The organism is Longimicrobium sp., from assembly GCA_036389795.1.
Classification (GTDB): Bacteria; Gemmatimonadota; Gemmatimonadetes; order Longimicrobiales; family Longimicrobiaceae; genus Longimicrobium.
Genome location: DASVWD010000130.1, coordinates 1 through 21729, shown reverse-complemented (window position 1 = coordinate 21729; position 21729 = coordinate 1). Strand labels below are relative to the sequence as shown.

The 21729-nt window shown below is 71.5% G+C and carries 23 protein-coding genes; 17 read left to right on the top strand and 6 right to left on the bottom strand.

What is annotated here, in order from left to right; translation table 11 throughout:
* Positions 1-123: 123 nt before the first annotated feature.
* The 9 genes from VF746_17605 to VF746_17565 all read left to right on the top strand — a co-directional run bounded on the left by VF746_17605 (position 124) and on the right by VF746_17565 (position 9028).
* A complete protein-coding gene (locus VF746_17605) occupies positions 124-690 on the top strand; it encodes an NUDIX hydrolase (GenBank protein ID HEX8694241.1) in 567 nt (188 codons plus the stop codon).
* Complete coding sequence (locus VF746_17600; GenBank protein HEX8694240.1) at positions 687-2966, top strand: metallophosphoesterase; 2280 nt, start codon at positions 687-689, stop codon at positions 2964-2966. Before VF746_17605 ends, VF746_17600 begins: the two co-directional genes overlap by 4 nt.
* Positions 2963-4306 carry a coproporphyrinogen-III oxidase family protein gene (locus VF746_17595; protein HEX8694239.1) on the top strand — a complete coding sequence of 448 codons (1344 nt, stop codon included), beginning with the start codon at positions 2963-2965 and terminating at the stop codon, positions 4304-4306. Before VF746_17600 ends, VF746_17595 begins: the two co-directional genes overlap by 4 nt.
* A 7-nt stretch (positions 4307-4313) precedes the next feature.
* Positions 4314-4943, top strand: a complete 630-nt coding sequence (locus tag VF746_17590) for a deoxynucleoside kinase (protein HEX8694238.1) — start codon at positions 4314-4316, stop codon at positions 4941-4943.
* 76 nt (positions 4944-5019) lie between these two features.
* The gene (locus VF746_17585) at positions 5020-5358 is read left to right on the top strand and encodes a hypothetical protein (protein HEX8694237.1); all 339 of its coding nucleotides are present in this window, start codon (positions 5020-5022) and stop codon (positions 5356-5358) included.
* Between the two features lie 98 nt (positions 5359-5456).
* The gene (gene coaA / locus VF746_17580) at positions 5457-6410 is read left to right on the top strand and encodes a type I pantothenate kinase (GenBank protein ID HEX8694236.1); all 954 of its coding nucleotides are present in this window, start codon (positions 5457-5459) and stop codon (positions 6408-6410) included.
* 179 nt (positions 6411-6589) lie between these two features.
* Complete coding sequence (locus VF746_17575) at positions 6590-7816, top strand: crosslink repair DNA glycosylase YcaQ family protein (GenBank protein ID HEX8694235.1); 1227 nt, start codon at positions 6590-6592, stop codon at positions 7814-7816.
* A 256-nt stretch (positions 7817-8072) separates the two neighbouring features.
* Positions 8073-8546: a hypothetical protein gene (locus VF746_17570; protein ID HEX8694234.1), complete on the top strand. Its 474-nt coding sequence runs from the start codon at positions 8073-8075 to the stop codon at positions 8544-8546.
* Between the two features lie 14 nt (positions 8547-8560).
* A complete protein-coding gene (locus VF746_17565) occupies positions 8561-9028 on the top strand; it encodes a hypothetical protein (protein ID HEX8694233.1) in 468 nt (155 codons plus the stop codon).
* A gap of 196 nt (positions 9029-9224) precedes the next feature.
* Here VF746_17565 and VF746_17560 read toward each other — a convergent pair whose 3' ends face one another.
* A complete protein-coding gene (locus VF746_17560) occupies positions 9225-9710 on the bottom strand; it encodes a hotdog fold domain-containing protein (protein HEX8694232.1) in 486 nt (161 codons plus the stop codon).
* A 277-nt stretch (positions 9711-9987) separates the two neighbouring features.
* Between VF746_17560 and VF746_17555 the strand changes: the two genes are divergently transcribed.
* From VF746_17555 to VF746_17520, 8 genes are all read left to right on the top strand, one after another.
* Complete coding sequence (locus VF746_17555; protein HEX8694231.1) at positions 9988-10677, top strand: M23 family metallopeptidase; 690 nt, start codon at positions 9988-9990, stop codon at positions 10675-10677.
* Between the two features lie 346 nt (positions 10678-11023).
* Positions 11024-12505 (top strand): Na+/H+ antiporter NhaA, encoded by a 1482-nt coding sequence (gene nhaA / locus VF746_17550; GenBank protein HEX8694230.1) that lies wholly within the window; start codon positions 11024-11026, stop codon positions 12503-12505.
* A gap of 380 nt (positions 12506-12885) precedes the next feature.
* Positions 12886-13197 (top strand): helix-hairpin-helix domain-containing protein, encoded by a 312-nt coding sequence (locus VF746_17545; protein HEX8694229.1) that lies wholly within the window; start codon positions 12886-12888, stop codon positions 13195-13197.
* Positions 13198-13306: 109 nt separating this feature from the next.
* Entirely contained in the window at positions 13307-13861 is a 555-nt protein-coding gene (locus VF746_17540) for a hypothetical protein (protein HEX8694228.1), read from the top strand.
* Positions 13858-14697, top strand: coding sequence for a tetratricopeptide repeat protein (locus VF746_17535; GenBank protein HEX8694227.1), 840 nt, complete (start codon positions 13858-13860; stop codon positions 14695-14697). The genes VF746_17540 and VF746_17535 overlap by 4 nt, the downstream gene beginning before the upstream one ends.
* Before the next feature lie 300 nt (positions 14698-14997).
* Positions 14998-15660, top strand: coding sequence for a hypothetical protein (locus tag VF746_17530; protein HEX8694226.1), 663 nt, complete (start codon positions 14998-15000; stop codon positions 15658-15660).
* Positions 15642-16643, top strand: coding sequence for a tRNA glutamyl-Q(34) synthetase GluQRS (gluQRS, locus tag VF746_17525; protein HEX8694225.1), 1002 nt, complete (start codon positions 15642-15644; stop codon positions 16641-16643). The genes VF746_17530 and gluQRS overlap by 19 nt, the downstream gene beginning before the upstream one ends.
* Positions 16644-17152: 509 nt before the next feature.
* Positions 17153-17911 (top strand): hypothetical protein, encoded by a 759-nt coding sequence (locus tag VF746_17520; protein HEX8694224.1) that lies wholly within the window; start codon positions 17153-17155, stop codon positions 17909-17911.
* 273 nt (positions 17912-18184) lie between these two features.
* Here the strand turns inward: VF746_17520 and VF746_17515 are convergent, their stop codons facing one another.
* From VF746_17515 to VF746_17495, 5 genes are all read right to left on the bottom strand, one after another.
* On the bottom strand, positions 18185-18865 hold the full coding sequence (locus VF746_17515; protein ID HEX8694223.1) for an alpha/beta family hydrolase: 681 nt from the start codon (positions 18863-18865) through the stop codon (positions 18185-18187).
* Positions 18866-18930: 65 nt separating this feature from the next.
* Positions 18931-19338 (bottom strand): HXXEE domain-containing protein, encoded by a 408-nt coding sequence (locus VF746_17510; protein ID HEX8694222.1) that lies wholly within the window; start codon positions 19336-19338, stop codon positions 18931-18933.
* Positions 19339-19370: 32 nt separating this feature from the next.
* Complete coding sequence (locus VF746_17505; GenBank protein ID HEX8694221.1) at positions 19371-19718, bottom strand: TfoX/Sxy family protein; 348 nt, start codon at positions 19716-19718, stop codon at positions 19371-19373.
* A gap of 16 nt (positions 19719-19734) precedes the next feature.
* On the bottom strand, positions 19735-20190 hold the full coding sequence (locus tag VF746_17500; protein HEX8694220.1) for a hypothetical protein: 456 nt from the start codon (positions 20188-20190) through the stop codon (positions 19735-19737).
* Between the two features lie 297 nt (positions 20191-20487).
* Positions 20488-21258, bottom strand: a complete 771-nt coding sequence (locus VF746_17495; GenBank protein ID HEX8694219.1) for a hypothetical protein — start codon at positions 21256-21258, stop codon at positions 20488-20490.
* Positions 21259-21729 lie beyond the last annotated feature (471 nt).

Below are 21729 nucleotides of genomic sequence, written 5' to 3'. Positions count from 1 at the left end.
CCGACAACGAACGAGCCCCCGTCCGGCGCGGCTGCCGGGCGGGGACGGAGCGCCTGCACCGTCCCCTCCCACACACCTCGGAGGCGCGCGTTCGGGGACCGGCCGCAAGGGAACGGAAAGCGGTTGAACGTCCAGGCCGCCCGCGTTACCTTGGGCTTGACCGGTGTTCGCCGCGGCCGCTCCGCGTCCCGCACGACAGTTCACCCGTTTCGACCGCTCCCTTTGCGTTCCCCTTCACCCATTACGCTCGCGGGAAGCGTCATTCTCGACCCGGCTGGTCGCGTGCTGCTGCTCCACCGCTGCGTCCCCGGGCGCGAGCAGTGGGAGACTCCCGGAGGGAAGGTGGAGGACGGCGAGAGCGCCGAAGAGGCCGCCCGCCGCGAGACGCGGGAGGAGTTGGGGGTCGAGGTGCGCCTCGTGCGCCCGCTGGGGACCGCCTCCTTCCACGAGGGGGCAAGCGAGTGGCATTACCACTGGTTCCTCGCCGAGGTGGTCTCCGGGGCCCCCGCCCTTCAGGAGCCGCAGAAGCACGACCAGCTCCGCTTCTTCTCCTGGGAGCAACTCCGCGAAATGGAATCCCAGCTCTCGGCCAACACCCGGAACCTGCTGGCGGCGGCGCTGGCCGGCCGCTTCGATCCGCCCGCCCCCGCCGCCGCACCTCCCGCCGGACCATACAGGAGACCATCATGAGCAGCCCGGACTACGTCTTTAGCTGGATCCACCTTTCGGACATTCACTTCGGGCACGGCAACACGGGCTACAAGTACAACCAGCGGATCGTCCTGGAGTTCATGAAGCGGGACATCGTGGACCTGGTGGAGAACCGCACCGTGCCGGCCCCGCACGCCATCATCGTCACGGGCGACATCGCGTTCAGCGGGGCCGCGGTGCAGGACTGGGAATACGCCCGGGCGGCCGAGTGGCTCCAGGGCATCGCGGGCGAGGTGGACGTGCGCGCCGACCGGGTCTTCGTCATCCCCGGCAATCACGACGTCCAGCTCAACGCGGACGCGGACGGAAACGTGAGCCGCTTGCGGAGCGAGCTGTGGGAGGGGGCCGACATCTCCGCCGCGCTTTCCACGCCGGCGGACCGGGAGCTGCTCGCCCGCCGGGTCGCCAATTACCAGGCCTTCGCCCGGGAGTTCGCCCCGGCGAACACGGAAGCGGGGATCCAGGGCGACGGGCTGTACTGGCGGTACCGCCTGCCGGTGAACGACCAGTTCAGCATCCTGCTGGTGGGGATGAACACCGCGCTGCTCTGTACCGGGAAGGCCGGCGACCACGACAGGAGGCACCTGCAGGTGGGCAACCAGCAGTTCGCCGAGCTGTTCCTGGACGGCGTGGAGGAAGACGACTTCGTGATCGCGCTGAGCCACCACCCGTTCGACTGGCTCAAGGACGGCGAGGACCTGCGGGCGCTCCTCCCCAGGGTGTCGCACCTCTACCTGTCCGGGCACGAGCACAAGGCCGAAGGGTGGGGACTGCGGCGGCTCGACGGCGCGGAAATCGTCTGGGTGGCGAGCGGCGCCGTGCACGACGACCAGAACGCCTCGCACCGGCAGCACGGATACAGCGTCTGCTCCCTCTGGCGGAGCCGGAAGGGGCGGCTCATCCTGCGGGTGTGGCCGCGGCTCTGGACGGGGAGCGGCGACTTCGTCACCAACTACCACTTGGTGAAGAAGGGGGACTTCGCGGACCAGCGGACGCGGTTCCGGATGACCCCGGCGAAGGCGGGGGCGGCGTCCGCGCCGCCCGCCGCCGGGAGCGGCTCCAGTTGGGTGAGCACGAACGAGCGCGAGGTCCCGGAACTCCAGTTCGGCGTCCTGACCTGCGGGCACCGGGACGGCGTCCCCGGGGCGGCGGGCGGCGACCGCGCCGACCCCGGGGGGCGTACGACCCTGCTCGACCAGTGGGTGAGGGAGAGCTACCAGCGTCTCCCCGACGGGCTGCTCGCTCCCGAGGACCGCAGCTTCCGCATCGCGGGCTTCTCGACGGTGCTCTGCTCGGACCCCCGGGAACGGCTGGAGGAAGTGCTGGGCCGACCGCCTTCCGCGCTGGTCCTGCTGCGCGTGGACAGCGGCCGCTGCCAGGAGTGCAGCGCCGCCGTTGCGCGGGTGGTGGACCGCGCCCGGGAGATCGGCGTGCGGGTGCTCGTCGTCTGGCGGGCCCCGACCGAGGTGCCGAGCGACCTGCTGCACAGTGCCGTGCGCTTCGACTACCTCCCTTCGCTGGCCGCCTTTAGCGCCGGGAGCCCCGCCCCGGACCTCGCGGCCGAGAAACACAACTTCCTGGGCTGGGTGAAGGAGATCGGCGACGCGCAGCCCCGGCACCCGGCGGTGGGGATCGGCGTGCTCCTGCTGAACCCCGAAGGCGAGCTGCTCCTGACCAGGCGGCGGAAGAGCCCCGAGCCCCAGACCTACGGGACCTTTGGCGGGCCGCTGGGGATCCGGCGCAACATCGCGGCCGAGCTGCGCCGGTACGCGGAGCGCGAGCTGCGGCTTTCCGGCGACGACATCGACATCGGCCCGCTCCTCTGCTACAGCGACGTGCACGACGGCCTGCGCCACTACGTGGACCTGAGCTTCCTAGCGGTGGCGGATAGGTCGATCCGGCCGATCATCAACGATGCGAACCACGAGTGGATCGGGTACCGCGGCGAAGAGCCCGTGTACTGGTTCACGTTCGGCGAGGTGATGGAGTTCTATGCCCAAGACATGCTGTTCACGCCGGTGAAAACGGCGTTCGAGCGGCTGTGCATCCTCTGCCTGTCCACTTTCGCCACCAGGGGCCTCCTCTCCCGCACCGAGCGCAACCCGCTGGAGGCGATCAGCCTCACGCTGGAGCTGGACGGCCTCCGGCGGCGCATCACCAACCTGCCCTCCGCCCGCGAGATCATGCGGTTCCTGTCGCAGGAGAAGATCCAGGTGAACGATCCGCCAGCCGTCGTGGCGGGAGGAGCGCCGTGAAGCTGCTGAGCGCGTCCCCGGCCGAGCTGGAGCGGCACATCGCAGAGGAGGTGGCGGGGGACTACGTGTACATGTATCCCCCGCGCCAGGCGTACCGCCCCTTCGGGGAGGCGGAACTGGCGCCGCTCCTAGCCGAGTCGCTCCGGCGCTTCGAAAGCGTCGACCTGTACTTCCACTTCCCCTTCTGCCGCCAGATCTGCGCGTTCTGCAACCTGTTCGCGGTAGCGGCGCGCGACGGGGCCGGGCTCAACGCGTACGTCGACTACCTCGAGCGCGAGGTGCGGCACCGGGCTCCCCTGCTGCGCGGCAAGACCTTCAGCACCCTGTACCTGGGCGGCGGGACGCCGTCGCTGCTCGCCCCGGAGTTCTTCGCGCGGCTCTTCGCCTTCCTGCGCGACGAGATCGGCTGCGAGGTCGCCTCCATCCCGGAGGTGGCGCTGGAGGTCTCGCCCGACACGGTGGAGGAGGAGAAGTTCCGGGCGTACCGCGCCATCGGCATCAACCGGGTGAACCTGGGGTTCCAGACGCTCGCCGACGGCGAGCTACACCTGATCGGGCGCCGCTACAACGCCGACACTCCGCTTCGCGCCCTGGAGATCGTCCAGTCGGTGGGGTTCGACAACGTGTGCGTGGACCTGATCTACGGGTTGCAGGGGCAGACGTCGGAGAGCTGGCGCGCCTCGGTGGATGCCGTGCTGGCCTACCGGCCGGAGACCATCTGCGCGTATCCGCTCACGCTGCGCCCCGCCACGGGCTTCAGCGCGCGGGGATACCGCGAGGTCTGCGGGCGCGAGCAGTACGCGCGGCAGGACTACTTCCGCGCCGCGATGCTGGCGGCCGGGTACCGGCAGGAGACGCACATCCGCTACGTGCGCGACGAGCGGGGCGGTTACCGCCAGAAGGAGAACCACTGGCGGATGGCCAACGTTCTGGGCTTCGGCGCCGGGGCCCGGAGCTACCTCTGGCACGGCGACTTCCGCAACGGCTACAGCGTTCGCCACCGCGCCCGGGCGCTGCGGGACTATTTCGCGCGGGTCGGCGCGGCCGGAGAGGCGATCGTCGACGGGTTCGTCATGGACGACGACGAGCGGATGCGCAAGGCGGTGGTGCTGGGACTGATCCGGCTGGACCGGGGCTGGTTCCGCTCGCTGTTCGGCCGCGACCCGGCGGAGGTCTTCCCGGAGCAGTTCGCCGCGTTGCGGAACCTGGCGCTCCTGGAGGAGGAGGACGCGGCGTACCGCCTCACGCCACGGGGACTTCGGCACCGCGACGTGGTCGTGCAGGCGTTCTTCAGCGAGCGCGTGCGCCGTCTCTTGGAAAGCTTCGACTACGACGAGTGAGGAGGGCATGCCGGCGCCGGCGGGTTTCTGGGTGTCGCTCGACGGGGTGGACGGGACGGGGAAGACCACGGTGGCCGGGCGGCTGGCGGAGCGGCTTCCCGCTCTGCGGCCGGTCCCCGAGTTTTCCGACGCGCCGGTCGGCCGCTACCTCTCCGGCGCGGTGAGCGAGAGCCCGCACGTCATCTCCCCGTCCCTCCTCGGGCAGTCGCTCGCCTTCCTGAGCGACTTCTTCCACCAGTACGAACTGGGGGTGGCGGAAGGCCGGAGGCGGGGGGACCTGGTGCTCTCGGACCGGGGGCCGCTCTCCAAGTACGTTTACCAGTCGGTGGTCCTGGGGCGGGCCTACGACGGCGCGCGCGTGGCGCGGGTGCTGGACGCGCTCTTCGACCTGATCTCCTGGCCGGACCTGACCATCTATCTCTCCTGCGACCCGGAAACCCTGCGGACCCGGCTGCTGCGGCGCGACGGCCGCTGCGACGAGGCCCGGATGGCGTTCCTGGCCGAGTTCGAGGCCCGCTTCCGCAGCGTGCTCGGCACGCGTACCAACGTGGTGGAACTGCATCAGCCGCCGGGGATGACCGGTGAGGAGGCCACGGTCCGGGCTCTCGAGCTGATCCGCGCCCACCGACCCGGCTGAGTCGACGGCCGTCGCTCCCCCTTGCGTCACGACGGTGCGGAGTGGAAACTGATGCCCGCACCCCTCACCGATTCCCATGAACGCCACCGTCACCTCCGAGCCCCGCCGTCCGCGCCGGGGGGCGCTGGTCTGGATGATCGCCTCGCAGGCGCTGATGCTGCTGTCGCTGCTCCCCTGGTTCGTGGTGGCGATGATCTCGCTGGCGGGAGTCGATCCCGGGGCGCCGCCCGGGGCCTACGCCGTCACGGCCCTCATCTGGGCGTACCCGCTGCTGGTGCTGGCCTGCGTGTGGGTGGCGTGGCGCGCCTGGCGCCGCGGCAACACGCGCCGCGCGCTGGTGTGGACCACGGCCCCGCTCGTCCCCACGCTGCTCCTGCTGGGCTACGTGGTCTGGGGAGCCTCGCCGGTGCAGTGAGAACCGCGAGTACGAAAGTACGGGGTACGAGAGTACGAAACTGCTCCGGCCCCGCACTTCCGTACTCTCGTACTTCCGTACTTCCGTACTCCACGCACTTGTCCGTCCCCGACCCCGGCTTCTCGCCGTACATCGAGTTCACGCGCGACGAGTGGGCGCGGCTGCGCGGGAACACGCCGCTCACCCTCTCCGAGGCCGACCTGGCGGCGCTCCGGAGCGCCGAGGAGGCCGTCTCGCTCGACGAGGTGACGGAGGTGTACCTCCCCCTCTCGCGCCTGCTCAACCTGTACGTGGCCGCCGCGCAGCAGCTCTACCGCGTCACCGACACCTTCCTGGGGAGCCCCGCCGCCCGGGTGCCGTACGTGATCGCCGTCGCCGGCAGCGTGGCGGGGGGGAAGAGCACCACCTCGCGCATCCTGCGGGCGCTCCTGGCCCGCTGGCCCGACCACCCCACGGTGGACCTGGTGACCACCGACGGCTTCCTCTTCCCCAACCGGGTGCTGGAGGAGCGGGGGATCATGGACCGCAAGGGCTTCCCCGAGAGCTACGACGTGCGCCGGCTGATCCGCTTCCTCTTCGAGGTGAAGGCGGGCCGGGCGGAGGTGCGCGCGCCCGTCTACTCGCACCTGGTCTACGACATCGTCCCCGGCCAGGAGCTGGTGGTGCGCCGGCCCGACATCCTGATCCTGGAGGGCCTGAACGTCCTGCAGAGCGGCATCGGCGGCGACGGGCGGCCGCCGCGGGTGTTCGTCTCGGACTTCCTGGACTTCTCCATCTACATCGACGCCAGCGAGGAGCACCTGGAGAAGTGGTACCTCCAGCGCTTCGCCCGCCTGCGCGAGACGGCGTTCCGCGACCCCTCCTCGTTCTTCCACCAGTACGCCATCGGCATGTCCGAAGCCGAGGCGATGGAGTTCGGCCGCCAGGTGTGGGCCACCATCAACGCCGTCAATCTGCGCGAGAACATCGAGCCCACCCGCGAGCGCGCCCGCCTGATCCTGGAGAAGGGCGAGGACCACCGGGTCGAGCGGGTGAGGCTGCGGAAGATCTGAAAGTGCGAAGTGCGGGGTGCGAAGTGCGAAGTGCAAGTGCGAAAGTGCGAAAGTGGGGTCGAAGCCTGGTCCCCGCGTGTTGTTCTCCCCCTTTCTCCCGCGTAGCGGGGGAGAGGGGGCCGGGGGGAGAGGGGGCACCCCGGGGGCCGCGCGGATGTTTTCCTGCTCTGACGTGACGGATGACCGAGATTCGACTCTCGATAGACGCGGCGCGGGCGCTGCTGCTGGCGGCGCAGGGGCTGGACCGGCGGCCGCGGCGCAAGGCGACGAAGGCCGACGTGCTGGCGGCGATCCGGCGCATGGGGGCGCTCCAGATCGACACCATCCACGTCGTGGCGCGCAGCCCCTACCTGGTGCTCTGGAGCCGGCTGGGCGCCTACGAGCCGCGCTGGCTGGACGAGCTGCTCGCCGAGCGCGCGATCTTCGAGTACTGGTCGCACGAGGCGTGCTTCCTCCCGATCGAGGACTACCCGCTCTACCGCCACCGCATGCTCGACCCGCACTCGATGGGGTGGAAGTACTCGCACGGCTGGATCGAGAAGCACCCCGAGCAGGCGGAGCGCGTGCTGCGCGCCGTGCGCGAGGGCGGCCCGGTCCGCTCGGCCGACTTCGAGCGGAGGGACGGCAAGGGGACGGCCGGGTGGTGGGGGTGGAAGCCCGAGAAGCGCGCGCTGGAGTCGCTGCTGACCGCCGGCGAGTTGATGATCGCCCGGCGCGAGAACTTCCAGCGCGTCTACGACCTGCGCCAGCGCGTGCTCCCCGGCTGGGACGACGCCCGCGTCCCGCCGCACGGCCAGGCGCAGCGCGCGCTGGCGCTCAAGGCCGTGCGCGCGCTCGGCGTCGCCAGGGCCAGGTGGGTGGCCGACTACTTCCGCATGGCGAAGCGGGAGACGCCGGCCGTCGTGCGCGCGCTGGCGGACGAGGGCGAGCTGATCACCGTCGACGTCGAGGGGTGGAAGGAGCCCGGCTACGTGCACCCGGAGAACCGCGCGCTTGCCGCGGCGGCGGCCGCGGGGGAGGTCCGCCCCACGCTCACCACGCTGCTCTCGCCCTTCGACCCGCTGGTGTGGGACCGCGCGCGCGCCGTGGAGCTGTTCGGCTTCGACTACCGGCTGGAGTGCTACACCCCGGCGCCCAAGCGGCGCTACGGCTACTTCACGCTCCCGGTCCTGCGCCGCGGCGCGCTGGTGGGGCGGCTGGACGCCAAGGCGCACCGCAGGGAGGGCGTCTTCGAGGTGAAGGCGCTGTACCTGGAGCCCGGCGTCCGCGCCACCCGCGGCCTCCTGGCCGACGTCGCCGGCGCGCTGCGCGAGTGCGCCGCCTGGCACGGCACCCCCGAGGTGGTGATCCGCCGCTCTGACCCGCCCGAGATCGCGAACCTGCTCGCGGAGGAGGTCGCAGCATAGATTGATAGGTGCTTGCGGTCATCCTGAGGCCCGGCCACACGGGACCAGCGTCCGTCCGGATGATCGCAGGGCCGAAGGATCTACCCGCCCTGCCACGTGGGTCGGGCGCGGCAGCGACACGGATGCCCGCTCCGCCTCATTACATTCGTTCGAGCGGATCCGGGATTGGCGACGCAGGATCCGCAACTTCCGCTGGTCGCCGCCCGTACCGATCCCCCGTCCTTCGCGTAGCCTCCCGAACCGGAGCACGACGCCGATGAACGAGTCCCCGGTCAGCATCCCGCTCATCATCCTGCTGTTCCTCGTCTTCTTCGCCGTCCTGTGGTCCGGCATCACCGTGCTGCTCGCCTACCTGAGCGGATGGCGCGCGCTGGCGGGGCGGTTCCGCGGACCGCTGAGGGCGCCGGAAGACACGGTCGGGCTCGCGTCCGCCAGGATCTGGCGGTGGGCGCCGGTCCGCTACGGGAGCGTCCTGAACGTGTCGGCCGGGCGCGAAGGCGTGGGGCTCTCGGTCTTTCCCCTCTTCGCCCTCGTGAGCCCGCCGCTGGCGATCCCGTGGGAGGCGATGGGCGACGTCCGCGCGTGGCGGAGCTTCGGCCGGTTCCCCCGCCTCCGTTTCTCGATCGCCGACCCGGCCGTCACCGTCACGCTCCACGGCCGCGCGGCGGACCTGGTGCTGGCGCAGCTCGGGCGGTGGAGCCCGGAGCGGGCGCCGCTCGACTCCCGGTGATCGGAAGAAAGCCGATGCTGACTTCCCGCGAGCGCAAGGACTACATCCTCCGCCTCATCCGCCAGGTGGCGCAGATGATGGCGGCCATGCTGCTGCGCAAGCAGTCGGGCGACCTGGCCGGGGCGCTGGGAGAGTGCCGCGCCGCCGTCGGCGAGCTGCTGGGCCCGCTGGGCGACCTGGCCCCGCGGCTCGACTCCGAGACCGCGGCGCACATGGTGGCCGACGCCGACGTCCTCGCCGCCTGGGCCGGGGTGGTGGCAGAAGAAGCCGACGTGCACCGCCTGAGGGGCGACGGGCCCGCCGCCGCGGCCGGCGAGAAGCGCGCGCTGGAGCTGGCCCTGGAAGCGCACCTGCGCACCAGCGCCGACCGCCCCGAGCTGCTGGCTCTCCTCGCCCGCCTGCGCCCCGCCGTCGACGCCTCCACCCTCGCTCCCCGCCACCGGGAGGCGCTCGCCGGCCTCCCTCGCGATCCGATGGCGTAGGGGCGAGGCCTGCCTCGCCCGTCGGGAGCCGGCCACTCACACCGACGCGTCGGAATGCGCCGAAGGAGCCCGCGCAGGCGGGCTTTTCGCCGTTGTTGCAGCGTCTTCAGGCGCCATCAGATCCCAGGCGCCCACGAAAAGCCCGCCTCTCCTCCGAGAGACGGGGCTTCCTCATTCCGCCGCCGATGTCCTCGCCCTACTTCCTCGGCCCCACCAGCCAGCGCGCCCGCGCCGTCGCCACCACGTCCCCCACCTCGTCGCGGATGGTGGCCTCCACCTCGAGCTCGCGCTCCGCGTTGTCCTGCAGCACGGGGGCGGTCGACTCGCCGGTGAGCGTCCCCCGCGCCTTCTTGGTGAAGTCGATCGAGAGCCCCTTGAGGATCGAGCGCGCGTCCGGCGGCAGCGCGAAGTTGAGCGCCAGCCCCGACACCAACTCGGCCAGGTTCATCAGCGCGATCGCGTGCACCGAGCGCAGGTGGTTGCGCACCCTGCGGCGGTCGCGCAGCACGGCACGCGCGTAGCCGGGCTTCAGCTCCTCCACCCGCGCCCCGATGGTCCCGGTGTAGGGGACCAGCCGGCCCAGCAGGAAGCTGAACATCCGCCTGCCCCCGGGCAGGGGGCTCCACTTCTCCCACTGCCGGCGGATGGTGCCTTCGGGGCTGCTGCTGGTCGCGGTCGCCATCGCGTTCGGGTCGTCGGATCGTAATGCGGAATGCCGCTGGCGGAAGCGCGGTCACGATCCGCCGTCCAGCCGCCGATATAGGCATTCCGTGGAACTTTGTCCAGTCGCGCGGCCGCCGATCCTGCCGCGGCCGGATGCAATGGCATCGAGCCGACACGCCGCCTCCGCAATAAAACTCTTGCCAAAATACGAGCCCGAGCGCACTGTGTAGCCGACATCCCGTCGTTTCCGTGCCCCCACACGCAAACACGCCCACCCCCGAACGCGGAGAGCCGTCATGACTCCCCTCCGTCGGCGCGCGCGCGTGCGTGCGGTTTTCCCCCGCGGCGCGGCCCGCCTGGCCGCCGCCGCCCTCCTCCTTCCGCTCGCCGCCTGCTACCCGCGCAGCGAGCTGGCGACGTCTCCCCAGCCGCGGTACGAGCGCGAGCGGCCCGCCCCCGAGCGCCGCGAGCGGACGGAAGCGCCCCGCCCCGAGGCGTACGTGGCGCCGGGGGCGTCGCTCGCCATCCCCGTGCGCGGCGTCCGCCCCGAGCAGCTCGAGGACTCGTACTACGCCGCGCGCTCCGGCGGGCGGGTGCACCACGCCATCGACATCATGGCGCCGGGCGGCACCCCCGTGCTGGCGGCGGCGGACGGGACGATCCTGAAGCTGCGCCAGAGCAGCAATGGCGGCACCACCATTTACCAGCTGGACCCCGACGGGCGCACCGTCTACTACTACGCCCACCTCCAGCGCTACGCCGCCGGCCTGCGCGAAGGGCTCCCCGTTCTGCGCGGCCAGGTGATCGCCTACGTGGGCGACACGGGGAACGCCGGCGCCGGCAACTACCACCTCCACTTCTCCGTCTCCACCGTGCCGGACCCCACCCGCTGGTGGGACGGCGTGAACACCAATCCCTACCCCCTGCTCGCCGGCAGCTTCGCCTTCCGCGCCGGCCGCACCTCGATGTCCTCCGGGCAGCAGTAGAAGTGCGTGAGTGCGTGAGTGCGTGAGGCGGGCGCTGGCCGCGAGTGCGTAAACACACTCGCTGGAACCACGGAAAGCCTCGCAAACCGCGCGAGGCTTCACCCGTATCCCGCACGCGATTCCGTCGCGCGCAGCGCCGAGGCGTTCCCCTCTACCGCCGCAGCGGGGGAGGGGGCCTCCGGGGCGCCAGCCCCGGTGCGGCGTAAGGCGTGGCCGAACGGCTCCACGGCGCCATTCAGCAGCATCTACTCTCAATTCGCGCGGCGCTCGGGATTCGGTTACCTTCCCTCCGTCGACCCCGAGACGGACCTCGAATGCCGCCCCGCCCGGGTGGCCGCGCGAGCCGATGAGCGTAGCCCGGAGCCACATCCTCCCGCCCCCGCCGCCCACGCCGTTCGAGCGCCTCCTGTCGCCGTTCGGGCGCTTCATGGCAACCGAGAGCGCGGGCGGCATCGTCCTGATCGCCTGCACCCTGGCGGCCGTCTTCCTGGCCAACTCGCGGTGGGCGGGCGGCTACCACCACTTCTGGGAGACGGAGCTGGCCTTCCAGCTGGGCTCCTGGCGGCTGGCGTACCCGCTCCACCACTGGCTCAACGACGGCCTGATGGCCGTGTTCTTCTTCCTGGTGGGGCTGGAGATCAAGCGCGAGGTGCTGGTGGGCGAGCTGGCCTCGGCGCGGCGGGCGGCGCTGCCGATCGCCGGGGCGCTGGGCGGGATGCTGGTGCCGGCGGCGATCTTCATGGCGCTCAACCTGGGCGGCCCCGGCGAGCACGGCTGGGGAATCCCCATGGCCACCGACATCGCCTTCGCGCTGGGCGTCCTCTCGCTCCTGGGGCGGCGCACCCCCGCCTCGCTCAAGGTGTTCCTGGCCGCCCTCGCCATCGCCGACGACATCGGCGCCGTGCTGGTGATCGCCGTCTTCTACACGGGCTCCATCGACCTGCGGGCGCTGGGGATCGGCCTGGCGCTGCTGGCGTTGCTGGGCGTGGTGAACAAGCTGGGGGGCCGGCGCGCGTGGTTCTACCTGGTGCCGGGGCTGCTCGTCTGGCTCGCGTTCCTCAAGTCCGGGGTGCACGCCACGGTGGCCGGGGTGCTGCTGGCGATGACCATCCCCGCGCGGACGCGCATCGACAGCATCGAGTTCCTGGAGCGCGGCCGCCGGCTCCTGGACGAGTTCGACCGCGCGGGCGACGCCGACCGCAACGAGGGGGACAGCATCCTCACCAACCACGGCCAGCAGGCGGCAATCCTGGAGCTGGAGGAGACGGCCGAGGCGGCGCAGGCCCCGCTGCAGTGGATCGAGAACGGGCTGCAGCCGTGGGTGGCGTTCGGGATCATCCCCCTCTTCGCCCTCGCCAACGCGGGGGTGGAGCTGCACGGGGGGATGCTGGCCGAGCTGGGCGGCCCGGTGACGCTGGGGGTGCTGCTGGGGCTGCTCCTCGGCAAGCCGGTGGGGATCACGCTCTTCGCCTGGCTGGCGACCAGGCTTCGGCTGGCGGCGCTGCCGGGCGACGCCTCCTGGCGGGCGCTGCACGCGGTGGCGTGGCTGGGCGGCATCGGCTTCACCATGTCGCTCTTCGTCACCAACCTGGCCTTCCCCGGCCACGAGGAGCTGGTCGGCAGCGCCAAGATCGGGATCTTCGCCGCCTCGATCTTCGCGGCGCTGGTGGGGTGGCTGCTGATCCGCAGGCTCCCGCCGCGGGTGCGCGCGATGGACCACGAGGGTGCCGGGGCGGGTGAACCCGCGGCAACAACGGCGAGAAGCCTGCCTGCGCAGGCTGGTTCCGCGCGGGGGCCGGGTTTCGGTGCGGAAGGCGTGGTCCCGTAGGCCCGGGGAGCCGGGGACGTTCGGAAGGGGAAAAGGCCGAGGCCCGCCCGGCTTGCGCCTGGCGGGCCTCGCTGCCCATGCGGTCTCACCCTGCTCGGAGCTCGATCGGTTCTCAGCCGTGCCCACCCGGAGGACGCATTACACGTTGAGGTGGGGGTCGCGTCGGCATTCTCGAACGCGCCGAACTCGCCCAACAAGTACAGACCGGTTGCCCCGTTTGTTGCGGACGGCAGATTAGGAATCCATGAGGACCCACCCGCCGCCGGTCTGCCTTACGGGGCGCGGCGTCGCAGGGTTTCAACCCAGCCCCAGGCCGCGCCGAAACGTTGGACGCACGAGCGGCCCGGAAGGTTGTACCGTCCTTGAACGGAGGCTCGCGGATGGAGGAGGACCGCCGCGCCGCGCTGAAAGAGCTGCGGCGCATCCCCGGCGTGGGCCGCTCGATCGCCGAGGACCTCTGGATGCTGGGGATCCGCTCGCCGGGCGACCTGCGCGGGCGCGACCCCCAGGCGCTGTACGAGCGCCTGTGCGAGCTCCAGGGGGTGCGCATCGACCGGTGCATGCTGTACGTGCTGCGTTGCGCCGTCTACTTCGCCTCGCACGAGCGGCACGACCCCGAGCTGCTGAAGTGGTGGGCGTGGAAGAACCGAGGTGCGGGGTGGGCGGGCAAGGGCGCCGGCAGGGGCGGGTGAACCCGCGGCAACAACGGCGAAAAGCCCGCCTGCGCGGGCTCCTTCGGCGCGGAAGCCAGCTCGGCGCGAGGAAGCCGGCTCCGCACCCCGCACTTCGCACTTCGCACTGATGTTGATCGACGACTGGATGCCGGCGTACGACGTGGTGGAGCGGCACGCGACGGCCGTGGCCGCGCCGCGGGAGCGCGTGTGGACGGCCGTGCGCACGCTGGACCTGGCCCGCTCGCCGGTGGTGCGCGTCCTCTTCGCGCTGCGCTCGCTGCCGGGGCTCTTCGCGGGGCGCGGGCGGCGGCGGGCGCTGGGGGTGACGATGGACGGGCTGCTGCGGAGCGGGTTCGTGCTGCTGGACGAGCGGCCGGGCGAGGAGGTGGTGCTGGGGCTCGTCGGACGGTTCTGGCGGGCGGCGGGAGGGATCGTGCGGGTGACGCCGGCGGAGCTCCGCGCCTTCGATCGCCCCGGCTACGCGGTGGCGGCGTGGAACTTTACCCTGGCGGACGAGGGCGGCCGGGTGCGGCTGGCGACGGAGACGCGCGTGCGCTGCACCGACGAGGCGAGCCGGCGCCGCTTCCGCCGCTACTGGCGGCTGGTGGGGCCGTTCAGCGGGCTCATCCGCGTCGAGATGCTGCGCACGCTGCGCCGCGCGGCCGAGCGGGGGGCGGCGTGAGCGCGGGGGAGGGCGGGGGAGACCCGGCCGCGCGGGCCGCGGCGCTGGCGGAGGCGTTCCCGCCCGAGCCGGAGCGCGAGGAGTCGCGGGCCGGGTGCGAGCGCCTGCTCCCGGAGGCCGTCGAGGCGGCGGAGCGGTGCGCCGCGGCGGGCGAGGGGCTGGAGCACGCGGCGCGGCTCTTCTTCCTGGCCGGGCGCTTCGAGGTGGCGCGCGGACGCTACCAGGAGGCGCGGGGGCTGCTGGAGCGCGCGGCCGCGGCGAGGGAGCGGGCGCACGGCGCCGCCGACCCGCGGGTGGCGCTGGACCTCACCTACCTGAACGGCGCGCTGCTGCACCTGGGCGACCGCGCGGGGATGGTGCGCAACGCCGCGCGCGCGGTGGAGATCTTCACGGCGGCGCACGGCGAGCGCCACCGCACCACCGTCACCCACATCAACAACCTGGGGACCATCCTGCACCGCTCGGGCGACCCGGCAGGGGCGCGGGCGCAGTTCGAGCGCGCGCTGGCGCTCATCCCCGAGGTGTGGGGGACGCGGCACCCCTTCTTCGCCACGGTGAGCAGCAACCTGGGCGACGTGCTGGCGGAGCTGGGCGACGCGGAGGGCGCCCGCCGCCTGTACGAGCGTGCGCTGGAGGTGGACGAGGCCGCGTACGGGCCGCACTACTCCAGCGTCGCGCGGGACCTGCTCAAGCTGGGGACGCTGCTGGCCGCGCTGGAGGAGACCGAAGCCGCGCGCCCGCTGCTGGAGCGCGCCCTGGCCTTCTACGAGCCGCAGCTCGGCGCGGACCACCCGCACGTGGCGGCGCTGCGCGAGAGCGTCGCGCGGCTGGGGTGAGGCCAGGTCGCTGCACGACGGGCGGTCGGAAACCGCCCTCGACGGGTTCCGGCGCGGTGGCGGGCAGGTGCCCCCTCCCCGGCCCTCCCTGCTGCGCGGGAGAGGGAGAACAGCGCGTGGAGGCCGAGGATCGCGCGGGAGGCGGCTTTCGGACGTGGTCGGGCTCCGCCGGTCGAGGCAGACCATAGGCAGACCACGACCCTACGACGTTGGCGGTGCGGCTGGGGCGCGGTTCTGGCAAGCGGGCGGCGGCGCTCGCTTTCGTTTGGCCGCCGACCGTTCGCCTGAGGTGGGAGGATCGTGGTGACTTACGTGCGCTGGTGCCGGCTCGCCGTTCCGTTCCTGGCCTGCGCGCTCGCGGGGTGCGGGCGCAAGGCGGAGCCGATGGGCCAGGTGGAGTACGAGAAGCTGGTGCTGGAGGCCGTCGACGTGCTGGAGGCGCGGCAGGACAGCCTGGAGGAGGAGCTCGGGCTGGACAGCCTGCGCCGCGTGGAGTGGGACCAGCGCACGGGAGAGCTGGTGTTCTCGGATTCCGCGGGTAAGCGGGTGGTGGCGAAGGTGCAGTTCGTCGGCTCGCTCTCGAAGTCGGAGAAGACCTGGCTGTGGGCGTGGGCCAACCCCACGGTGGAAGACAACGTGAAGTCCGGCTCGCAGTCGGTGCGGCGCTACGGCGAGCGCTACGGCATTTCGCGGCTCACCGAGGAGAAGTGGGCGGCGGACGAGAAGGCGGGGTGGGAGATGACCGCGCTGTCCGCGCTCATCCTGAACGCGCGCGGCGCCTGGCGCACCGAGTCTCCCACGCTCTTCACCTACCTGGTGATCACCGGCATCGGCGGCGCGGCGGAGACGGCCGGGCCGCCGCCTCCGGCCCCGGTCTCGCCCGCGCCGGCACCGGCTCCCCCGCCGACGCCGCGGGACACGGGGAAGGAGCGGCCGGGCGCGGGATGGGCGCCGCCGAAGTGAGCGGGGGCGGCGGGGTGCGCGGGCGCTTCGCTCCGAGCCCCACGGGCGGGCTGCACGTGGGCAACGCGCGCACGGCGCTGCTGGCGTGGCTGCACGCGCGCGCGGCGGGCGGGCGCTTCGTGATGCGGGTGGAGGACCTGGACGCCGGCCGCGTGCGCCCGGGAGTCATGGAGGCGCAGCTCGAAGAGCTGCGCTGGCTGGGGCTGGACTGGGACGAGGGGCCGGACGCGGGCGGCCCCCACGCGCCCTACGTGCAGTCCGCGCGCGGGGAGTGGTACGAGGCGGCGCTCCGGCGGCTGGCGGAGCGCCGCCTGCTCTACGGCTGCGTCTGCTCGCGGAAGGACATCGCGGCGGCGGCCAGCGCGCCGCACATGGGGGAGGAGGGGCCGCGCTACCCGGGCACCTGCCGCGCGCGGGCGGCCGACGCGGCCGCGCCGTCGCTGCTGCGGCTGGGGGTGTCGGAGCTGGCGCTGCGGCTCGGGGTGGAGCCGGGGGAGGTGTGCTTCGATGACCTGCTGATGGGGCGCCGCTGCTACGACCCGGCGGCGGAGACGGGGGACTTCGTGGTGCGGCGGAAGGACGGCGCCGCGGCGTACCAGCTGGCCGTGGTGGTGGACGACGCGGCGATGGGGGTCACGCACGTGGTGCGCGGCGCCGACCTGCTCTCGTCCACCGCGCGGCAGCTGCTGCTCTACCGCGCGCTGGGCCTGGCCCCGCCCGCCTTCCTGCACGTGCCGCTGATGCTGGGCGAGGACGGCGAGCGGCTGGCGAAGCGCCACGGCGCGGTGTCGCTGGCGGAGCTGCGCGCGCGGGGGGTGCGGCCGGAGCGCGTGGCCGGCTGGCTGGCGGCGACGTGCGGGCTGGCGGAGGAGGGGGAGGAGGCGGCCGCGGGGGAACTGGTGGGCCGCTTCGCCGTGGAGCGGCTGCCGCGCGAGCCGACGGTGGTGACCGCGGCGATGCTGGAGCGGCTGGGCGGGGGGTGATCACAGGGCGAGACGGCGGGCTCCGGCGCCGCCACGGGGGCCCTCACCCGGCGCCGCTACCGCGTCGCCACCCTCCCAACTTCGGGAGAGGGTACTTTACGGACTCGTGCGCGAGCCTGCTCGCTGTTCCCTGTACCCTGTTCCCTGTCCCCCGCAGTTGCGTGAGGGATGCGCGCCCGGAGGGCCGGGAACCCGGCGCGCAAAAAGTACCGGAACCGGCAGAATGTGCGGAACCTGGGCGCGCCGGGGGCCCGGCGCCGTTGGGCGCGGTCGTATCGTGCCCTACGGCGCGCGCAGCCCGGCCCCGCGCAGCGGGGACACGCCCACACGCGTAGTTGAAAGCCGTTCAAGCGGTTACGGGATCGGCGGCGACTCGCGTCTTTCACGCGGATGGCGCGCCGTTGCGCGAGTATTCCGCAACGTGGCGTGGGACATTATCTTGCGTGACACTCCCTGAAAAACCTGCCGACACACGCCACCACCCCCTGCCATATTTCCAGGAGGATGCCATGAAACGCAGCGCGCTCGCCCTGCTGGGGCTGCTCGCGCTTCCCGCCGCTGCGGCCGCGCAGGACCGTCCGCTCCTCGCGAACGAGCCGCCCCCGGAGCGGCTGCCGCAGCACCGCTTCGCGCTCACCCCCTGGATCGGCATCCGCGTTCCCTTCGACGCCGGCAACGTGGTGGTGATCAGCGAGAGCGGCGACCAGTCGCGCTTCGAGTCGCAGCGCGGCGGGGGCGGGATGGCGGGGCTGAACGCCGAGCTGCGGCTGCGCGGCCCCTGGAGCCTGGTGGTGGGCGGCGCCTACTCGGCCGCGGAGCAGGACGAGATCACCGTCTTCCACACCGACGAGTCCACCGAGATCTTCGACACCGACGGTCCGGCCATGTGGTTCGCCAAGGCGGGCGTGTCGGTGCGGCTCCCCGACCCGATCCCCGACAACCGGCGCTTCCACCCCTCGGCGTTCATCACCGTGGCGCCCACCATGGTGTGGCTGGACTGGAACGGCGACGACGAGGTGCTCGACCGCACCTCGAGCCACTTCGCGCTCAACCTGGCCGCCGACGCGGTCACCCGCATCGGACGCAGCGAGCGGTGGGCGCTGTCGCTGGGGTTCGAGGACTTCATGACCTTCTGGAACACCGACGACCTGCGCGTGCGCGACACGGCCGTGGGCGAGGTGATCGTGGGCGAGCCGGTGGTGATCGACTACGACTACAGCTCGTCGAACGTGTTCGTCCTGCGCTTCGGCGTCTCCTACCGGCACTGAGCCTTTCGGTCGCGCTCGGCCGATCGGATGAAGCAGAGGGCGCCGCTCCCAACCCGGGGGCGGCGCCCTTTCTCATGCGAGATCCAGGGGAAAAGACCAGGTCTCACGCAGAGTCAGCAGAGTCAGCAGAGGAGAACGGCAACGGCATTGACTCACACGGAAGCACAGAGACACAGAGAAACAGATCAAGAGTCCGCCTCCCGCGTGGAAGGCCGCCCTGCGACCTCCCACGGAACGGGGGAGGTGCGAGCCCCAGCGAGCCGGAGGGGCCTCCTACCCGCCGAGCCGCGCCACCCACTTCTCGGCGGCCTCGCCGACCTCGTCGAGGACCTCGGCGTCGGTCCTGCCGGACTTCTTGAGCACGTGGAAGCTGTGGTCGGCTCCCTCCAGCCAGTGCATGGTCCAGTCGGTCGTCACCCCCTCCAGCACCCGCTCCATCAGGTCGCGCCGGCACAGGTCGTCGCGGGTGCCGTTGAAGCAGAGGACGGGGACGCGGATGGCCGGCAGGTGCGCGTCGCGGAGCTGCTCGGGGCGGCCGGCGGGGTGGAGGGGGTAGGCGAGCAGGAGGAGACCGTCGCACGCGAAGCCGTCGGCGGCGAGCATCGAGGCCGCCCGCCCGCCCATCGACCGCCCGCCGATGACCAGCACGTCCGGCCGCAGCTCTTCCCGGGCGCGCGACACGACGGCGGACACGGTGTCCTTGAGCAGCGGCATCGGGTCGGGGCGCCCCGAGCCCTTTTCCTTGTAGAGGAAGTTGAAGCGGACCAGGTGGAGCCCTCGCGAGCGGAGGGTTTTCGCGACCGCCAGCATGCCGCGGTCGTTCATGCTGCCGCCCGCGCCGTGCGCGCAGACGAAGACGACGCGCGGGCCCTCCGCTTCGGCCGGGTCGTACGCCGCGGTGGTCTCCGCGCCGCCGACCGGGACCCGCCAGGTGACGCTCTCGGGATTCGCCACGATCTCTTCCGCGTGAAAGGGGTGCGACCGCTCTGCCCTGGCGCGCCTTCCGCTCCGCTGCCTCGTCAGGCGGCTCGCGAGGCGGGGCGGGGGACCGTGAGCAGCCGTGAAGCGAGATAAAGAGCGAGCACCAGGAGCACCGGCGCCGTCGCGAGTCCCGGCGTGTAGCCGCCCTGGCGCAGCGACCAGAAGGGGTGCCCCACGCCGTTGATCGTCTCGATGGCGATCCAGAGCCACGCGAGCGGCACGGCGGACGGCCACTCGCGGCGCACGGGCCACAGCAGGCACCAGGCGCCGAAAGCCACGAGCGCCACGTTGAACACGATGAACCCCAGCTCGCGGTCCCGCGAGATCAGCCCCGCCACGAAGCCGGCCGGCGGAAACGACTCCCAGAGGCGGCCGAGGTACTCCTCGACCGAATGGGCGGCCTGGGCGAGGACGAGCGCGCCGAACGCCAGTCTGACCCGGGACATTCGCTCGCTCTCCGCCTGAGGCTCCGATTTCGCTAGGCGCGCGCGGCGACGAACTCCAGCGCTTCGCGGGCGAGCGGGAGCCATTCTTCCTTCGCAGCCGGATCGAGGCTCAGCCATTCCTTCATCACGCGGCCGTGCCCGGGGTCGAAGCGCTCGCCGCTCCCGGCCGCGACCAGCGCGTCGACGCGGTGCCGGGGCAGCTTCACCACCAGCCGGCCCTGGGCGAGCATGGCGAAGATCTTCCCGCCGGTCTTCAGGCCCGTGTCGCCGAACTTCCGGCTCGGGGCGGCGGGATCCGCGGGCGCCGTGACGCCGGGCGTGTCCCGCAGCGCCTCGACAAGGGCGGCGTAGCGATCTTCCGGAGCGGACGAAGCGCTCATCGAAGGAGCTCCCCCCTCAGGCCGAGGGCGGACCGAGCCGCCCACCGGTCTCGCTGCCCGGGCCCAGTGTCCGCTCCGCGGCCCGAAGCGCGACGGTGGAGGCGAGATCCAGGGCGGCCGGAACGTCGCCGCGCCCCAGCTGGAGCGCGAGCGTTCCGCCGCGGGCGCCCGGCACCGCCTCGAGCAGCCGCAGGTCGCGCACGCGCAGCAGCACGCGGGCGGAGCGGAGCCAGCGGCGGCGCACGTCGAGGGCCTCCACGCCCTCCAGGGGCACCCGCAGCTCCTGTACGCCCGAGTCGTACGCCACGGCCCTGTCCCGCACCCGGTACTGCAGCACCAGCGCGTCGTCTTCCAGGCCGAGCAGCCCTTCCACCTCGGCGAGCGGCAGGAGCCTGGACGTGCCGGCCGCGTCGGTGTGCACGCCGGCCGCGCCAGGCACCGTGAAGCGGAGCCGCGGCTGGTCTTCGCTCATGAGGGACGGGGCTCGCGTGAGTTTCGGGCGTTCCGTGCGCGGTATGATAGAGAATCCGGCCCCGGTCCGCGACCCGGGCGATCTCTCGCGCCAGGAGCGGTCCACCAGCGGGGGCGAGTAGATCCCTCGGGTCGCTACCGCTCCCCTCGACATGACATCGATCGATGCGGTGCGATCGGCCGTTCCTCGGCCGGATCAGCCTCACCGTTCGATCACGCGCTGGTAGCCGGCCGCGAACGCCACCGCCACCAGCGCGATCAGCAGCACGCCGTAGGCCGCACTTCCGTAACTCTTCCTCTAGTCATCGTTGAAGTCGTTGGGTCGCCAGCCTCCAAGGTATCGGTCCACAAGGCTTAGTAACTCGTCCTCGCCCTCAGGATGGATTTCTTTGAGCCGATTGACCCGTTGACTGAGTTGTTCGGGGCCACCAAAGATCTCGCTCAGTGCATCCCATTGGAGTTGCGTTGAGCGACGTATAGCTCGGCTGTCCATACTTTGGCTTCTTACCTCGCCGCGTGCGGCTCGCAGAATTGCGAGCGTGAGTTCGGGGGTCTCCGGAATTTCGAACGGGGGCTCATCAGCAGCCAGGTCTCGTTTCACTGAAAAAAGCAGGCGTAGGAGATCGCCTTCGCGCTCCAAATCCGATGGCGATGTAGCGCGGACTTCAGACCGCCAACTCTTCTCGAACTCGACGGCTGCCGCTTCAGAGACGAGCTTGTGTCCGACACCTTCCCTATATCCCACTTGATTGATCAGTTCCAGCTTCGCGGAAAGCGATGTGAGTTCGGGTAGAATCGCCCTAACTGCCCTTTCTACGTTATCGGGATCGCCAAGCGAGCGTAGGAGACGATAGGTGACGCGAGCAACGACAAGTCGCGCCTCCAACTCAAACATCCCGCGGGGTCGCTCAGGGAGGTTAGATCGGAGGTTTAGAAGTACAATCGTTCCAGGTACGACGTGTTCGCTGGCAAATTCGCTTTCGAACGTTTCGAGCGAGGCAATGACATCTTCCAGTCGTCCGATGTCCAAGGAACGCAGGTAGCTGTCGAACGCAGCTTGGTCGGCCATAAGATGAAAGGCCTTCTCAGCATCAGTGAAGGCCCGTAAGCCCTCTCCTGTTATTCGCTCACAGTACAGCCTCAGGATGTCCTCGTGAGCGACTCGACGTTCTCGAAGCCATCGCCCCTTCCACTCCGCTCCATAATGGCTGCCCCCGATGTACCGCTCAGCCGCTGGGAAGAGTCGCTTAATCATGGAACGCACTATTTCTGAATGAGGGCCACCCACTTCGACCAGGGATTCGACTGAGGCTTTTAGGTGCTCTGGGTCCGAACCGCTACCGTACCAACTGTCTGGAGCTGTCGTAAGTCCCTCAACGGTGCTGTGGAGTTGGTTATATCCTCGGTTATTCACGAAGCTCGGGACATTCGCCGTGCGGCTTTGCGGTCGCTGTCGGAGAGGGCCGTCGGGCGAGAGGTGTGTCTCAGGAGCACGACGCCCCTTTCCCCACGGGTGACCGGGAGGAGGCTCGGCGTCTCA